This window comes from Cryobacterium sp. Y50 (assembly GCF_002929805.1).
Lineage (GTDB): Bacteria > Actinomycetota > Actinomycetes > Actinomycetales > Microbacteriaceae > Cryobacterium.
On sequence record NZ_PJJM01000068.1, the window covers coordinates 1 to 15465 of the forward strand.

Sequence of the window (15465 nt, forward strand, 5' to 3'; positions counted from 1 at the left end):
CGCCCTCGATCAACAGCGCCCACGCGGGGAAAGTCCGATCGGACTGAGTAGTCGGCGCGCTACCAACCAATCAGGACTCACTCATCTAATCCCAGCACTGTTTGAGGATCGCCGTATCGTCGCGATCGCTTGTTCTGTGGCTCCAGTTGCCGGCAAGAAGCAACGCCCAAGTAGTAGGGCGAGATGCGCGAGGTATGATCTTGCAATATTGTGCTGCATGCCTCCGCGTGGACGATCTGGCCTCGTTCCATGACATAGGCCGTGGTGCCCACCCGAAGGGCTACCTCCGCAAATTGCTCGACCAGCAGGATCCCCATGCCGGACTCGGCGAGTTTCACCAGCGTATCCATGAGCATGCGCACAGCCCGCGGTGCGAGGCCGAGGGACAGCTCATCGACCAGCAACATCGTCGGTCTGGTCGCGAGTGCCCGTGCGATGACGAGCATCTGCTGCTCTCCGCCCGAGAGGAGGCCGGCGCGCACGTTCCGTTTGTCGGCGAGCCGAGGAAACAGTTCAAAGGCCTTGTCACGTGTGTGCTGGGAGCGATCAACGACCGCGAGGTTCTGCACGACCGTGAGGCGGGAGAAGACGCTCCGCCCCTGCTCGACATACGACAGTCCGAGAGAAGCCCGGCGGTGCACAGGTATCGCATCGATGCTGCGGGCTCCGAGCGAGATAGAACCGGCAGCCGCGGGGAGTACCCCAGCGATTCCATCGAGCAACGTTGTCTTGCCCGCACCGTTTGCGCCGAGCAGTACCGTGATCTCACCTTTGGGAACGGTGAGATCGACGTCGCGGCAGATCGTCAGGTCACCACGCTTGACCGTGAGCCCCTCCACCTTCAGTCCGCTCGTCACGATGCCGTCTCCTGCCCCAGATAGGCCGCGATGACACGCGGGTCATCGAGCACCTCGGAGACCGGGCCGCTTGTCAAGAGGCGACCATCATCAAGTACGGTCACCCGGGTCGATGCCACACGGACGAATCCCATGTCGTGTTCGATCAGCAACACCGCGCAACCGAAGACAGCCGGAATCTGACGCACGCGTTCCGCGAGCGCGCGACTCTCGGCTTCACCGAGTCCCGCAGCGGGTTCGTCCAGCAACAGGATTTGCGGCTTCGATGCCAGCGCGCCCGCGATCTCGAGAATGCGGCGGGAGCCGACGTCCATAAGACGGATTGGTACACCTCCGTCAGGTAGATCGAGCAACTCACGGACGGCGGGGATTCGCTCGGCACCTGCAGCGCCAGCGGCGAGCTTCAGATAGTTCTCTACCGTGATCGCGTCGATGGCATGCACGTACTGGAAGGTACGACGGATGCCGAGCCGGGCACGTTCCCGGGGTCCAAACCGCTCGATCGGCTTTCCGTCGAGGCTGACCCGTCCCTCGCATGAGGGCAAGAACCCGGTGACCGCATCGACGAGCGTCGATTTTCCCGCGCCGTTCGGGCCGATGAGAGCGTGCACCTCTTCGTGTTCGACCGTCAGGTTCACCGCTTCGAGCACCCGGTGGTCGCCGAAGGCCACTGTCAGGCTGTCGACGTGAAGGCAGGCTACCCGGAGCGTTTGATGCTTCACAGTTTCACCTTGCAGCGCTGCACCGTCAGGTTGCATTGCGTCCGCCTGCAGCCGTTCGTCGCGTACCGGTGACAGTTGGCAAGTCACCCGGGTGTTTCGAAAGGCGCGCTCTTGTAGTTGGTCGTTCAGCTTCTCGACCAAGCCGCCACCCCCGCGTCGGAGCACATCAAAGGCACCGAGCGCGAGCAACGTGTTTGCGGCGTCGAGGGGCAGGCCGATGCGCCGTAGTAGCTCGGGGATGAAGACAACGAACAGACCGGCCAGGACCGCACCACCGAATATGCTCGCCCCGCACAAGACTGCGGTTACCAGATGCACCATCGAGGTCAGCGGGGTGAAGACTGCCGTCGTCAACAGTCCGTATTGTCCGGCCAGCAACCCGCCGGCGATGCCCGCGAATAGTGCCCCCAGAGCAAAGGCGCTCGACTTCGCACCCCCGACCCGTACGCCCAGCGCCGCTGCCGCCCGCTCGCTCACCCGCACGGCTGTCCAACCAAGTCCGTGCACGGAGCGGCTGAGGGTCGCGATGCCGACCTGCAGCACAATTAGTAGCGCCCAGGCGAGGGCGAAGAACCAGCGCGGGTCATCAAACGGCGCTGAAGGGATCACCGGTGTGCCCTCACCGACGCCGGGGAAGCTCCCCTGCCGCAGCACGAGATCGAGTGCGGTCGCAAACCCTAAAGTGACGACCGCGAGCTCGACGCCGCGAACACGAGTGGTGGCGATGCCGATTAGCAGTCCGACCGGAGCGGTTACAACACCTCCGATCAGTACGAGCATCGGGAACGGGGCCGTCGGCCAGGCAATGTCAAGCCATGAGACCGCCCAGCCGCCGAGCGCGGCGAACGACATCTGGCAGAGCGTGATGATGCCAGCCTGATGCGTGACGAGGCCGATGCTGCGCGCGATGATTGCCGTGATCGCAACAGTAGAAAGTAGATACACCCAATATGTTGGGAGAATCAGGCCGAGCGTCACCAGCACGAGAAGGAACAGTCCTCCGCCCAGGCGGGTCGGTTTACCGAGCCGCATCCCACACCTCCCTCCGGCGCAACCAGATGAGCGCGACGATGATAATGGCGAACGGGATCGCCCCGCGATAGTCCGCGAGCCCCTCGATCCGGGCACCCGCACCCTCGACTGCCCCGATGGCGAGGCCACTGGCAACGGCGATCCACACGTTTGAGAACGCCCCGAGCAGGCCTGCGACCAACGCCGGCACGACGAGAAATGACATCGACTCAAACGTTGGATTGCGCGTCGGCGCAATCAGCAGCATCGCAAGCGTCGAAAGCAATCCCGTCGCAGCCCACACCGCGACAGCCAGCTGACGCGAGTTCACACCGAGCAGTTGCACGGTCAGCGGACGCTCCGACATAGCTTCAAGACGGATGCCCAGCTGCGTGTACCGCAGAAGGAGTGATAGCGCACCCGCAATCGCAATGGTAACCAGCAGCGCGATTACCGTACTGAGCGACACCCGTACCCCACCCAGATCAAACGCCGCCTCCGGTACGAGACTCGGCATCGCTCGGGGCGAGTCACCGAACAGCCTGAAGCCAGCGGTGAGCAGCAGAATCAAGAGCACCACCGTGCCGACTGACCGTACGATCGCCGACGGTTCGCCCAGCCATCTAGCCAACACCCAGCCGGAAAATCCGGCGGTAACGCTCGCGACGGCGAGGCCACAGAACACCGCGAGCGCGAGCGACACCTCGGCACCGACCAACGCATAACAAACATAGGCGCCGAGCGCACCGAGCGCCGCCTGGCCGAAATTCAGCACGCCGACAAGTCTGTACAGTACGACCACGCACACGGCCAGGATTGCGTAGGTGGACCCCGACACGAGCCCGGAGATGATTCCGTCCAGCACGGTTAAGGGCGCCTCACCGTTTCGGTCCCGCCCAGGCCAGGTGTCACGGCACCAGCACCCAGTCGCTTACGGTCTCCCACCCGTTCTCGCCAGCCTGCACCATCATGCTCGCCCGGTTAGGGTTGTGCGCGGTTTCATCGCCGAAGGTAAAGGGCATTCCCATCAGCGGATTCTCCACCGGTTCGAGGCTGCGGAACGCCTCGGTCACCGACTCGCTGGTAATGTCACCCTCGATGCTTTTCAACACGTCGACGAGGATCTCGGCGCTCACATACCCGCCCATGGAGAGGGAAGTGAGCGGCACGCCGGCATCCGTCAGGGCGGTACGCCATCCCGCCAACTCGGGATCGTCGCTCATGAAGGGGAGGAACTCGGAGTTCGCGTACAGGCCCAGCGTGCCCTGCTCCTTCAGCGCCTCGAACACGCTCTCGCTGTACGCCGAAGTCAGTGTCAGCCAGTCCATTTGGTCGAGCAGCCCCTGCTGTTTAACGGTGTTCATGAACGCGACGGCAACGGGCTCGTTCGCGTTGAATACGACAGCCTCGCACCCCGCATCCCGCGCGGCGAGGATCGCCGGCGCCGGGTCATCGCCGAGCACCACCGAGGTGTCGATGTGGGCAGCGGTGCTTCCGGTCTCCTCTTCCCACTTTTCGATGAGTTCGAGGTAGGGGTCAGTCAGGCCGGCGCTATTGAGAATCACCGGGCACACCTTTTCGTGACCGAGTGTTTCGGATGCGTAGTAGAGCAGGCTCGCGTAGCCCTGAATCGTGCCGTTATTCACCGGAGCGATGTTCGCCGACTCGAAGCAGGCCGGCTCGACCCCGGTTCCTGAGATGGAGACGATGTCACGCTGTGCGTAGAACACGGCGTTCGCACTGCACTCGACCAAGCTCGCGGAACCCACGAAGGCGACGACCTTGTTCTCATCGACGAGGCGCCGCGCGGCCTGGCCCGCCTGTGCGGGATCGGCCCCGTCGTCCTCGGAGAAGAACTCGATCGGCCTGCCGTTAATGCCGCCGTCGGCGTTTACGCGGTCGAACACGGCCTGCGCAGCCCCGGGAACCTCCGGGAATGGCGCAGGACCGGTGATCGAGCTCACAGCCCCGATCTTGATCGGCTGGGCTTCCTCGACGTTGTCGCTTCCTGCCGCGCAGCCGGTCAACCAGAGGCCCGCGATAGTGGCGAGTGAGACAAGCGATATGCCTCGAGTTCTGTACGGCGTCATTCTGGGGTCCGTGCTGTTTTGCAATGTTTATGTGCTCGCTTTCTTCGGCCAGAGAGCAAGCGCACGCGAGGCATGACGATCTTCCGATTGGAATCCAAAGATCAGCATAGATATGCACTCAGGTACGCTGCCGTGTTTCCCCAGCTCACAGCTCTGTAACGATACGGATCGGAGTAACGTTGAACGTCAATGGAAAAGATGGTCAGCACGGGCGCCGACGATACAGCGGAGAGATCGTCCAACGACAACCTCAAGCTAATAGTACGCTCGCCAAGACGCGAAGCGCCGCCCATTTTGGCACCCGGTGTCAATATGTCAGGATGGGGCGGATCACGAAGTGCATCAGCTGCGGCCTGGCTTCGGTGAGGTTTTGATATATCGCCGGCCAAAGATCCGCCTTGTCTTGATCATGAAGGAGTTTCCATGACCGATTCCGCACGCGTCACCGTCTGGGGGCCACCACCGCATCCAGTGCCGCCGGCAAGAACGCGGGAAGCCTCCGAGTTCACGCGCCGAATTCCGATGGCGTGGACAACGGGGGTGGCGCTACGCAATCGAAAGATCGCGATCGGTGGGTCCCCGTGGGAAGTGACGATGTTGCCAGAGGAGGTGCGTCCCTTCGCGCGCAAACTCTATGACTCCGAACGCAGAGGGATTGTGGCGACTGATGCCACAGAGCAGGACGCGGCTATCTATCTGCTGGATCATGGCATCGCCGACCCGTTGCCGATCGCCGATCGCACCGTGGACGATGTCGATATCGTGATTCCGGTCTACGGCGACGCCGGGCCGCTTGCCCGCTGTCTGGAATCTCTCAAAGTCGAAGGGCTGCCGGTCACCGTGGTCGACGACGCCTCACCGGAGCCATTCGCCTCCGCTATTAGGGCTGTCGTTGCAGCTTTCGGTGCACGTCTCATTGTCCGTGACGAGAATGGGGGCCCCGGCGGTGCGCGCAATACCGGTGTTGCTGCGACGACGGCACCGTTCGTGGCGTTCATCGACGCGGACGCGATCGCCGCCCCCGACTGGATTGCGAGGCTGCGCCCCTTGTTCGACGACCCGCGCATCGGCGCGCTCGGCCCGCGCATCCGTCCTGATTTGCAGGGTGACTCTGTAATCGAGCGCTATGAGGAGACCCGCTCGGAACTCGACATGGGAGCCGAGCCGAGCCGGGTGGTGCCCGGGGTTCCCGTGGGATGGCTGCCGAGCGCTTCAGTGCTCGTGCGCCGTCAGGCGGTGACCGATCCTCCGTTCGAGCCCGGGCTTCGTGTCGGTGAGGATGTCGACTTTTTCTGGCGTATGGATGTGGCGGGATGGACGGTGCGCTATGTGACAGATGTGCTGAACCATCACGGCGTACGCACGTCACTGAAAGAATTCTCCTACCGACGCGCCATGTACGGCGGATCAGCCGCGGAGTTGGAACAGCGCCATCCGGGACGCCTAGTTCCGGCTCGCCCATCTGTTTCCGGCCTCGCAGCGGTTGCGGCTCTTGCTCTTGGTTACCCCTGGATCGCCGCGAGTATCGCCGGATACGAGCTGGCGCGGCACCGGCGCCTCTTGGACCCGGAGATTCCGCTGCCCGTGGTCGCCGAAATCGTCGCTCGCACTATGTGGTCCGACGGTTTCTGGATGGGGCATCTGCTGCGCCGCGACTGGTGGCCGGTGGGTCTGGCCGTGCTGATAGCCACACCGAAGTCTCGCCTTGCCCGAGGAGTCGCCGTCGCGATGCTCTGGGAGCCCGTACGCGACCATCTGCTGCACACCACCCGGCTGGACCCAGTGCGCAGCCTCGCGCTGCGTGCGCTCGATGATGCATCGTATGGAACGGGAGTCATCAGAAATGCGATCCGGAAGCGGGTTCCGAACGTCGTAACTCCCCGACTTCGATTCCCCCGGTGGCCGCGATGACCCGGCGATTCCTCCATGGCATCACAATCAGCGCCACCCGAGGATGAACCCACCTGATTAGAGGCCACGGCGGATGAAGTCCGCCACGCGTTCCCCCACAAGGATTGCGGTCGCGGCCGGGCCGCGCACCGGCGTTGTCGGCAAAATCGACGTGTCGGCGATGCGCAACCCGTCGATACCGTGCACGCGCCCGTATTGGTCGACGACGGCGTCCGGGTCGTCTTCTGCCCCGAAACGTGCGCTGCCGCACAGGTGAATCGCCGTTCCGAGGTGCGAGCGCAGCCAGCCATTGAGCAGGTCATCGCTCTCCAGCACGGCGTCGGTGAGTTCGGTCAGTCGCTTAAACAGGTGTTTGTAGGCATCCGTTCGGAGCAATCGCACCGCCACCCGCACAACTTCGCGCATGCGTTCGAGATCCCACTCGGTCGAGAGGTAGTTGTAGTCGATCCGCGGTTGCACGGCCGGGTCGCCCGACTCGAGGCTGATACGTCCGCGCGATGTCTCCGACTGCACGGCAACGAGAAATGCGAGGTCACCCCGGTGGGCGACCTGTTTTGCGAAGCGCCGCACCGATATCCCGCGCATTGCCCGGAACGTTCGAAGCGGATGCCGCACCGCGGCCCGTATTCCCACCAGGACGCCGCGCGCGCTGCCGGTCAATAGATAGCCCATCGGTTTGATTATCGGAAGGATCTCCAGATCCCCGAGCACGGTCGAACCGGTCGCCGTGAAGTTCAGGCACGCCGCCATCGACTGCGTCGTGCGATAGTCAACGATCTGTCGGCGCGGCTGCCACTGCACGGCGATGTCCGGATGCTCGCTAAAATTTGCCCCGACCCCTGGCAGGTCACGCACGACAGGAATGTTGAATTGTTCCAACTGTTCCCGGGGTCCGACCCCGGAAACCAACAAGAGGTGGGGCGACTTAATCGCACCGGCCGAGAGCACAATCTCCCGCCCGAGCACCTGAACGATGGCGTCGCCGCGCGCCATCTCGACGCCGATGGCCCTCGTACCCTCAAACAGCACGCGGCGAACGTCGCTGTTACCCCATGCGGTAAGGTTTGTGCGGTACCGCACCGGATTCAGGTAGGCGATCCCGGTGTTTTGCCGCACACCGTCGATCGTGTTCATCGGCAGCGGTCCGTGTCCCGGCATGCCCTGATCGTTCTTGTCGGGTTCGTCGGCGAAGCCCAGCTCGGCCGCCGCCGCGCGAAAGGCGACCGTGACCGGATGGTCTTGCGCGGGCCGACCGACGCCGATCGGTCCTGCGCCGCCATGCACGGTCGACTCACCATACTGCTGGTCGGTTTCGATCCGGCGATAGAACGGCAGCACCTTGTCCCAAGCCCATTCGGGTGCCGCGACCGACCAGGAATCGAAGTCGGCCTTTCTCCCGCGAACAAAGTACGCGCCGTTAATCGTCGACGATCCGACCACGCGCGATCGAGTAGGGAAGTTCCGGCGTGAGATTGCCCATAAATGACCAATTCTGCGGATGCCCCGGCATCGCTCCCTGCACGGTCCCGGCATCGAGCAACTCGTGCGGAAACTCGCCAGGGGTTGACGGTACCGGTCCAGCCTCGAGGAGCAGCACACGCCTCCCCGGATCCTCACTCAGTCGAGCCGCAAGTGGCGCGCCGGCCGCACCGGCACCGACCACGATCAGGTCATACATCACGCCCGACGAGACCGACCCCTCCACTTCAGGCTCCGACCGCGGGCCGAACCGGTGCCACCGGAATCGGCGAGAAACCCACCCGCAGCAGCAGCACCGCAGATTCGAGCAATTCGATGAGGTCGGAGTCGTCGTCCTTGAGCCACTGCTCGTAAGCCGCGAGGGATGCACCGAGAAACACCCAACCAATCGTTGTCGGCTCGAGCGCGTCGGCGCTGACTCCCAACCGGCCGGCCGCGAAGTCCGACACCACACGCCGCCACTCCGCGTAGCGCAGCGAGGAGTGCGCCACCAGCGCCGGCACGTTCAGCAGCAGGTTCATCCGCTCACGATGGTAGGGAACCTCCTCGAGCGGGAATTGATTGAATTCAACGACCGCCCGCGCGAGCGCATCAACGACAGGTACGCTCACATCGGTGTCAACGAGGAATGCTCGCATACGACTGAGCTTGGCCTCAAAGTCCCCCCAGGGCAGATCGCTTTTGGAAGGAAAATACCGAAATAGGGTTCGACGCCCAATTCCGGCGGCGCGAGCGACGTCATCGACGGTCGTCTGTTCGAACCCGTGCTCGAGAAAAAGTTGAAGTGCCACGTGACTGATGTCGGCACGGGTCGTCAACGGCTGTCGCCCCATTCGCGGCGGGGTAGGGCGGTCGCTGTCGCTCATTTGCACTTTCCCCTTTCTTTTCGGCACTCAGTGCCACTAGTCTGATGCATGCACGAGTTTTTCGCCAGTGATGTCGATTTCTAGCTCAGGAGAACCACATGGTTTCCGCACAAAAGACCAGCCACATTGAGTCAGGACTCGCTGACCCAGAACAATTCTCAGTGCCCGATCTTGATTCATGGCATGCGCGCGGTCGACTTAGTCGCTGACATCTCCAGTCTGCATATTAGCCGCGGATGGGATCACCATCCCCAGGCATCCGTTCGCCGCAGTCGTTCGGAGTGCCGCGGGCGGACCAGACCCGGAACGCGTCTGAGGCTATGGCAAAGCTAGTCCCCTCCTCGGGTTCACGCCCGAACAACCACCGGCCGGGGCCCGTAAGGCAGCTCCTGGCCGGGATGAATCTGCTCGCGAAATTGCCAGCCGGCTGCGCAGGCGGCGGCACAGGCGCGTGCAGTTGTAGTTGTAGTTGTAGTTGAAACACGGTTCACGACGACGTGGATCGAACGCATCACAAAAGGGAGAACATGATGAAAACCCACGCAGCCATACTTCGGGAACAGCCTGGACAATGGCAGATCGAAGAGGTGGACCTGGACGATCCAGGCCCCACGGAGGTGCTGGTACAGATGGTTGCCACCGGGCTGTGCCACAGCGATGAGCATGCCGCAACCGCAGACATGCCGATCAACATTCCTATCGTCGGCGGGCACGAAGGCGCCGGCATCGTCCGCGCTATCGGCAGCCAGATCACGGATTACGCAGTCGGCGATCACATCGTCACGTCGTTTATCCCCTCCTGTGGCAAGTGCCGGTGGTGCGCGATGGGGCTGCAGAACCTCTGCGATCTCGGCGCGAATACCCTGATCGGCAACCAGCCGTCCGGCGGTTACCGAATGCACTCCAATGGCGTCGATCTCCCCACGATGGCCGCCTTGGGAACATTCGCCGAGTGGCAGGTTTTCGACGAGGCATCCATCGTCAAGATCGATCCCGACATCCCCCTGGATGTCGCCGCACTAGTGGCTTGCGGCGTTCCGACCGGGTACGGATCGGCCGTGAACTCGGCCGATATTCACAACGGCGACGTCGTGATTATCTTCGGTGCGGGCGGCATTGGCATGAACGCTGTCCAGGGCGCCGCTGCAGCCGGAGCTTCGCACATCGTCGTGGTCGACCCAGCGCCGTTCAAGCGGGAGAAGGCACCGGAGTTCGGTGCGACGGAAGTGTTCGCCGACGCGCAAGCCGCGGTCGACTTTGTGAACAGCGTCACCAATGGGCAGGGCGCAGACGCCGCGATCTGCACCCCCGGCGTGCTGCACGGCGACATCGTCGCTACGGCGACGGATGCCATCCGCAAGGGTGGAATCGTCGTCGTCACCTCGATGTCACCGCTAGAAGAGGAAGGCATCCCGACGAACCTGTTCACCCTTGTCATGGAGCAGAAGCGCATCCAGGGTGCGCTCTACGGCTCCTGGTCTCCGCGCTACGCCATCCCGACGCTGCTCAATCTCTACAAGGAAGGCAAGCTGAAGCTCGACGAACTCGTCACCAACCGGTACACGCTCGACCAGATCAACGACGCTTACCAGGACATGCGGGACGGCAAGAACATTCGAGGTGTCATCCTCTTGTCGCCAGTGGCCACCGATTCACCCGCCGCCGAACGCGAGGCTGTGGCCGTCGGCGCCTAGGAGAACTGCCCGAAGTAATAGATCGTGGCGGGGCGGTGCACGGTGCACCGCCCCGCCACATACGAAAGAAGAGAGACAGAAATGGGAAACCTTGACGGCAAANCATCACCGGCGCAGCGAGAGGGCAGGGCAGAAGCCACGCCATTCGTCTGGCGCAGGAGGGCGCCGACATCATCGCGATCGACCTCTGCGAGGGCGTCGACAGCGTCACCACATTCTATGAGCCAGCAACAGCCGAGGACTTGGCGGAGACCGTACGGCAGGTCGAAGCTCTCGACCGGCGCATCGTGGCGAAACAGGCGGACGTGCGCGATATCGACGCGCTGACCAAGGCCGTGGACGAGGGGGTCGCACAACTGGGACGGCTCGACATCATCGTCGCCAACGCCGGAATCTTCACCTTCGGATCGGACACCCAGAAGATCGAGGAACAGTCCTGGAAAGACCTTATGGACATTAACCTGACCGGGGTATGGCACACCTACAAAGCGGCTGCCGATCATCTGATCGCATCCGGTGCTGGTGGATCGGTCATTATTATCTCCTCACTGGCCGGATTCAAGGGACTCGCCAATGTCGCCGCCTATACGACTACCAAGCACGGCATCGTCGGGCTGATGAAGGTGCTCGCCAATGAACTCGGTCCTCACGGAATTCGGGTCAACACGATCCATCCAAACTCGATCGACACGAAGATGGTGAAGAACAGCAGCACCTACAAGCTGTTCCGCCCAGACCTTGACGATCCTCAGGCCGAGGATGCCGAACCCGCATTCGCCGGGCTGAATCCTATGGGCAAGGCTTGGATCGAGCCAATCCACGTGTCGAACGCGGTCGCCTGGCTCGCCTCCGACCAGTCGTACTACGTCAGCGGAGGCCAGATACCGGTCGACGGCGGAGCGGCTATCAAGTAACCAGCCCTGTGCCAGACGAAAGAGCACACGTGGCACCCCGCACCATCGTCGGCACCGGCCAGCTCGTCAAATAACCGTCTGAGACCCGGGACGGCGCGCAGCGCCGCCCCGGGTCCACACGAAAGCGCACATCGCGGAAGGAAGAGAGATACAACATGGGAAAACTCGATGGCAAAGTCGCCTTCATCACCGGAGCAGCCCGCGGTCAGGGCCGCAGCCACGCGATAACGCTCGCGAAAGAGGGCGCCGACATCATCGCTGTCGACATTTGCAGGCAGGTTGAGACTGTCCCCTACGCCACCGCGACTCCCGACGACCTCGCCGAAACAGTGCGTCAGGTGGAGGCACTTGACCGGCGCATCATCGCCAGCCAGGTGGACATCCGGGATTCGGCGGCACTGAAGTCGGCCGTGGATGCCGGCGTTGCCGAGTTCGGCAGGCTCGACATCGTACTTGCCAACGCTGGCATTTCGGTGCCGGCCCCGACTCTCGAAATGGACGACGAGGTGTGGGACACAATGATCGACGTCAACCTGACCGGACAATGGAAGTCACTCAAGGCATCCGTTCCCCATATCATCGCCGGCGGTCGAGGCGGAGCTGTGGTGATCACCAGTTCGATCGCCGCGCTCAAGGGCAACGCCAACGTCGCGCATTACTCAGCGGCGAAGGCGGGCCTGATCGGCCTCATGAAGGTTATGGCCGTGGAGCTGGCGCCGCAGAGCATCCGGGTCAACACGATCCACCCGACGACGGTCAATACCGACATGGTGCTCAACGAGCCAACCTACAAGCTGTTCCGCCCGGACATTGAGAACCCGACTCGCGAGGACTACAACGCGGCAGCGCTCACCCTCAACAAGATGCCAACCAGCGGGCTTGAAGCCATCGATATTTCGAACGCCATCCTTTATCTCGTGTCGGACGACGGCCGCTTCGTTACGGGAACCACTCACGTCGTCGACGCGGGTGCCGCTCTCTAAGCACGGCCCGCTGGCGCGTGTCATGCCCGACAAGCTCTTCGTGAAAAAAGAACGAAGCATCCCCTGCCAAACGCAGGCGTGGTCATAAACAGCTAGAACGCACGACAGGAAGAAGAGAAATCATGGGTTTACTCGACGGCAAGGTTGCACTCATCACCGGCGGAGCCCGCGGTCAGGGCCGCGCGCACGCCATCACATCGGCGCGCGAGGGTGCCGACATTATTCTGGTCGACATCGCCGACCAAATCGATTCCGTACCGTATGCGATGGGTCGGGCCGCTGACCTCGCTGAGACCGTACGCCAGGTTGAAGCACTCGACCGCCGGGTGCTCAGCATTGAAGCGGACGTGCGTTCGCAGCAGCAAATGGACGATGCTGTCGCGAAGGGTATCGCGGAGTTCGGGCAGATCGACATCCTCATCGCCAACGCGGGCATCTGGACCCAGGGCGCCTTCTGGGAGCTCTCCGAAAAAGCGTGGGATGACATGATCGGCGTGAATCTGACCGGGGTTTGGAAGTCAGCCAAGGCAATCGCCCCACACATGATCGAACGGCAAACTGGGTCGATCGTGATCACCTCGTCGGTCAACGGCCTCGAACCGGGTGCGAACTACGCGCACTACGTCGCGGCCAAACACGGCGTTATCGGGCTGATGAAAAACATCGCACTCGAACTCGCGCCGCACGGCATCCGCTGCAACTCGATCAATCCCGGCGCCATCAAGACCCCGATGACCGATCATCAGGGCGCGTGGGACATGTTCGCGGGGCACCCTGGGGGCACCGCGGCCGACATGATGGAAGGCGGCTATTCATTCCACGCGCTGAAGGGTATGAGCTTCATGCCACCGCAGGTGATCGCCGACACCGCTCTTTACCTCAACTCGAATCTGGCGGCCGCCGTGACGGGAGTCACCATCCCCGTCGATGCCGGTCATATGATTCTTCCCGGCTTCAATCACGCTCCAGTGAAGTAGCACTGATGCCATCCGCCGCTATCGAAACCGAAGTGAATCGTTCTATGAACATTCCCGACATTTCCGAAACCCGGCAGCGGGTGGCGGCGCACCTCGTTGGCCGTGAACGTGAGATTGAACTCACGCTCGCGGCCGTCGCGGCTAACCGCGACATCCTGCTCGAGGGGCCGCCCGGAACCAGCAAGACCACCATGCTCAAAGCGATCACCGCGGAGTGGGGCATCCCCCTGCTCTTTGTTGAAGGCAATGCAGACCTCACCCCGGCCAAACTCGTTGGTCACCACAATCCGGCGCGGGTGCTGCGGGAGGACTATAGCGCCGAGAACTTCGTGGCCGGGCCCCTCGTCGAAGCGATGCAACGCGGCGGGTTCCTCTATATTGAGGAGTTTAACCGGGCACCCGAAGACACTCTCAACTCGCTACTCACGGCGATGGCCGATCGGGCTATAGCCGTGCCGCGCGTGGGAACCATCACCGCTCTGCCAACCTTTCGGGTGATCGCGTCGATGAACCCGTACGACAACGTCGGCACGACACGTCTGTCTACGAGCGTGCATGACCGCTTGAACCGGCTCGTAATCGATTACCAGGACGAGCCCGCTGAACGCGGCATCGTCACACTCCGTACCCAGGCAACGGGGGATCTCGCGGATCGACTTGTAGCGGATGCCGTTTACGTCACGAGGGCGACCCGGCGGCATCCGGATATAAGGCAGGGCAGCAGTGTGCGTGGCGCGATCGATTGTGTGCTCGTTGCGCTGCAATTGTCCCTGCTGCGTGACCTCAGGTCGCCCGATGACGAGGGCTACCCCGAACTCGTCTACGACGCTATGACAGTCTCCTTGTCGGGTCGCATCCACCTCGACGAGGCCGCGGGAAGCACGCCCGAGCGTGTGTTGCGCGAAATCTGGGAGGACCGCTTTGTCCTCGACCCGGCCATTGCCGAGCCGGGCTGAAGGGAGATCGAGGCGGATACCCCGATCTCACGGGAATCCCGCCAGAAGCGCACAAGTACCCCGCTGCGCCGCAAACCCAAGCAACTCAAGGAGGATCCGGTCGTGTTCGAGCCCAGCATGGGAGGCAACGGTATAGTCTTGCGCGCTCAGTCGACCACACCAGGCGCGACAACGAAATCTTCCCCTGGACACACTGCGGTGGGCATCACCGACGAGGCTGGCGAGATCGTGCTGGCCGGTGCCGACGCTGTCGCCATCGATCCCATCGTGCGCGCCAAGGCCAGGCAGATCGCGTCGCGCTTGGCCATCCCCTGGCCGAAAACGGATGCGATGGCCCGCCGTGGGTCTGGCAAACTCGCCAGCATCCCCTATCGGGGCGGTTCGGACGAAATTGACCTCGACCGCACGATCGAAATGCTCGCCGAACACCCGATTCCCGAAGATGAGGACATCATTGTTCGGGAGCGCGTGCAGACGCGCCGGTCAGTCGTGCTGCTCGTCGATGTCTCCGGTTCGATGAAGGGCGAGCGGGTGCAGACCGCCGCGGCGACGGTCGGTGCCCTCGCCGGCGAACTCCAAGGCGATGCCCTCGCCGTCATCGCCTTCTGGTCGGACGCAGCGATACTGCTCCAGCTCGGTCAGAAAGTGAAACCGATGGACCTGCTCGATTCCATCCTGCAGATGCCGGCCCGCGGGCTCACCAATATCGCGTTTCCGCTCGAGCTTGCGGCGCGTCAGCTCGCGCGCGTGCCGGTGCGGGACGCGAGGGTCGTGTTGCTGTCCGACTGCGTGCATAACGCCGGGCCGGATCCCCGGGAGTTGGCCGCGCGGCTGCCTCGACTCGACGTGCTGATCGACGTGAGCGGTGAGAAAGACATTGAACTGGGCCGCCAGCTCGCGACAACGGGGCACGGTACAGCTCATCTCGTGCGCACCCACCGTGATGTAGCGCCGGTCCTGGGCCAACTTTTTAGAACCTGAACGACTACAGAAAGCAGGAAGTAT

The 15465-nt window shown here is 62.8% G+C and carries 14 protein-coding genes; 7 read left to right on the top strand and 7 right to left on the bottom strand.

Annotated features, from left to right (window positions below):
• Positions 1–77 precede the first annotated feature (77 nt).
• The 4 genes from CXY73_RS03460 to CXY73_RS03475 are packed head-to-tail and all read right to left on the bottom strand — an operon-like array spanning position 78 to position 4680.
• Entirely contained in the window at positions 78–857 is a 780-nt protein-coding gene (locus CXY73_RS03460) for an ABC transporter ATP-binding protein (RefSeq protein WP_199185276.1), read from the bottom strand.
• Entirely contained in the window at positions 854–2611 is a 1758-nt protein-coding gene (locus CXY73_RS03465; RefSeq protein WP_104176849.1) for an ATP-binding cassette domain-containing protein, read from the bottom strand. The genes CXY73_RS03460 and CXY73_RS03465 overlap by 4 nt, the downstream gene beginning before the upstream one ends.
• Positions 2598–3455, bottom strand: coding sequence for a branched-chain amino acid ABC transporter permease (locus CXY73_RS03470; protein WP_104135100.1), 858 nt, complete (start codon positions 3453–3455; stop codon positions 2598–2600). The genes CXY73_RS03465 and CXY73_RS03470 overlap by 14 nt, the downstream gene beginning before the upstream one ends.
• A gap of 43 nt (positions 3456–3498) precedes the next feature.
• Positions 3499–4680 carry an ABC transporter substrate-binding protein gene (locus CXY73_RS03475; RefSeq protein ID WP_104176850.1) on the bottom strand — a complete coding sequence of 394 codons (1182 nt, stop codon included), beginning with the start codon at positions 4678–4680 and terminating at the stop codon, positions 3499–3501.
• A 423-nt stretch (positions 4681–5103) separates the two neighbouring features.
• On the opposite strand from CXY73_RS03475, the gene mftF reads away from it, so the two are divergent.
• Positions 5104–6591, top strand: a complete 1488-nt coding sequence (mftF, locus tag CXY73_RS03480; RefSeq protein WP_104176851.1) for a mycofactocin biosynthesis glycosyltransferase MftF — start codon at positions 5104–5106, stop codon at positions 6589–6591.
• 57 nt (positions 6592–6648) lie between these two features.
• Here mftF and CXY73_RS23155 read toward each other — a convergent pair whose 3' ends face one another.
• Genes CXY73_RS23155 through mftR form a run of 3 tightly spaced genes read right to left on the bottom strand, consistent with a single transcriptional unit; the run spans position 6649 to position 8936 of the window.
• Positions 6649–8031, bottom strand: a complete 1383-nt coding sequence (locus CXY73_RS23155; protein WP_199185277.1) for a GMC family oxidoreductase N-terminal domain-containing protein — start codon at positions 8029–8031, stop codon at positions 6649–6651.
• Entirely contained in the window at positions 8009–8296 is a 288-nt protein-coding gene (locus CXY73_RS23160; RefSeq protein ID WP_255411351.1) for a lycopene cyclase family protein, read from the bottom strand. The genes CXY73_RS23155 and CXY73_RS23160 overlap by 23 nt, the downstream gene beginning before the upstream one ends.
• A gap of 1 nt (position 8297) precedes the next feature.
• Complete coding sequence (gene mftR, locus CXY73_RS03490) at positions 8298–8936, bottom strand: mycofactocin system transcriptional regulator (RefSeq protein WP_104176852.1); 639 nt, start codon at positions 8934–8936, stop codon at positions 8298–8300.
• Positions 8937–9466: 530 nt separating this feature from the next.
• Between mftR and CXY73_RS03495 the strand changes: the two genes are divergently transcribed.
• From CXY73_RS03495 to CXY73_RS03520, 6 genes are all read left to right on the top strand, one after another.
• Positions 9467–10630 carry an NDMA-dependent alcohol dehydrogenase gene (locus tag CXY73_RS03495; RefSeq protein ID WP_104135113.1) on the top strand — a complete coding sequence of 388 codons (1164 nt, stop codon included), beginning with the start codon at positions 9467–9469 and terminating at the stop codon, positions 10628–10630.
• Between the two features lie 104 nt (positions 10631–10734).
• The gene (locus tag CXY73_RS03500) at positions 10735–11544 is read left to right on the top strand and encodes a mycofactocin-coupled SDR family oxidoreductase (protein ID WP_104176853.1); all 810 of its coding nucleotides are present in this window, start codon (positions 10735–10737) and stop codon (positions 11542–11544) included.
• A gap of 155 nt (positions 11545–11699) precedes the next feature.
• Entirely contained in the window at positions 11700–12527 is an 828-nt protein-coding gene (locus CXY73_RS03505; RefSeq protein WP_104176854.1) for a mycofactocin-coupled SDR family oxidoreductase, read from the top strand.
• A gap of 122 nt (positions 12528–12649) precedes the next feature.
• A complete protein-coding gene (locus CXY73_RS03510) occupies positions 12650–13504 on the top strand; it encodes a mycofactocin-coupled SDR family oxidoreductase (RefSeq protein WP_104135093.1) in 855 nt (284 codons plus the stop codon).
• A gap of 44 nt (positions 13505–13548) precedes the next feature.
• Positions 13549–14460 (top strand): MoxR family ATPase, encoded by a 912-nt coding sequence (locus tag CXY73_RS03515; protein WP_104176870.1) that lies wholly within the window; start codon positions 13549–13551, stop codon positions 14458–14460.
• A 102-nt stretch (positions 14461–14562) separates the two neighbouring features.
• Positions 14563–15441, top strand: coding sequence for a VWA domain-containing protein (locus CXY73_RS03520; protein ID WP_199185279.1), 879 nt, complete (start codon positions 14563–14565; stop codon positions 15439–15441).
• Positions 15442–15465 lie beyond the last annotated feature (24 nt).

Excerpts from the sequence above, each read along its gene's own strand:
- CXY73_RS03465 (WP_104176849.1), bottom strand. The coding sequence starts at position 2,611 with ATGCGGCTCGGTAAACCGACCCGCCTGGGCGGAGGACTGTTCCTTCTC.
- CXY73_RS03475 (WP_104176850.1), bottom strand. The coding sequence starts at position 4,680 with ATGACGCCGTACAGAACTCGAGGCATATCGCTTGTCTCACTCGCCACT.
- mftF (WP_104176851.1), top strand. The coding sequence starts at position 5,104 with ATGACCGATTCCGCACGCGTCACCGTCTGGGGGCCACCACCGCATCCA.
- mftR (WP_104176852.1), bottom strand. The coding sequence starts at position 8,936 with ATGAGCGACAGCGACCGCCCTACCCCGCCGCGAATGGGGCGACAGCCG.
- CXY73_RS03495 (WP_104135113.1), top strand. The coding sequence starts at position 9,467 with ATGAAAACCCACGCAGCCATACTTCGGGAACAGCCTGGACAATGGCAG.
- CXY73_RS03505 (WP_104176854.1), top strand. The coding sequence starts at position 11,700 with ATGGGAAAACTCGATGGCAAAGTCGCCTTCATCACCGGAGCAGCCCGC.
- CXY73_RS03510 (WP_104135093.1), top strand. The coding sequence starts at position 12,650 with ATGGGTTTACTCGACGGCAAGGTTGCACTCATCACCGGCGGAGCCCGC.
- CXY73_RS03515 (WP_104176870.1), top strand. The coding sequence starts at position 13,549 with ATGAACATTCCCGACATTTCCGAAACCCGGCAGCGGGTGGCGGCGCAC.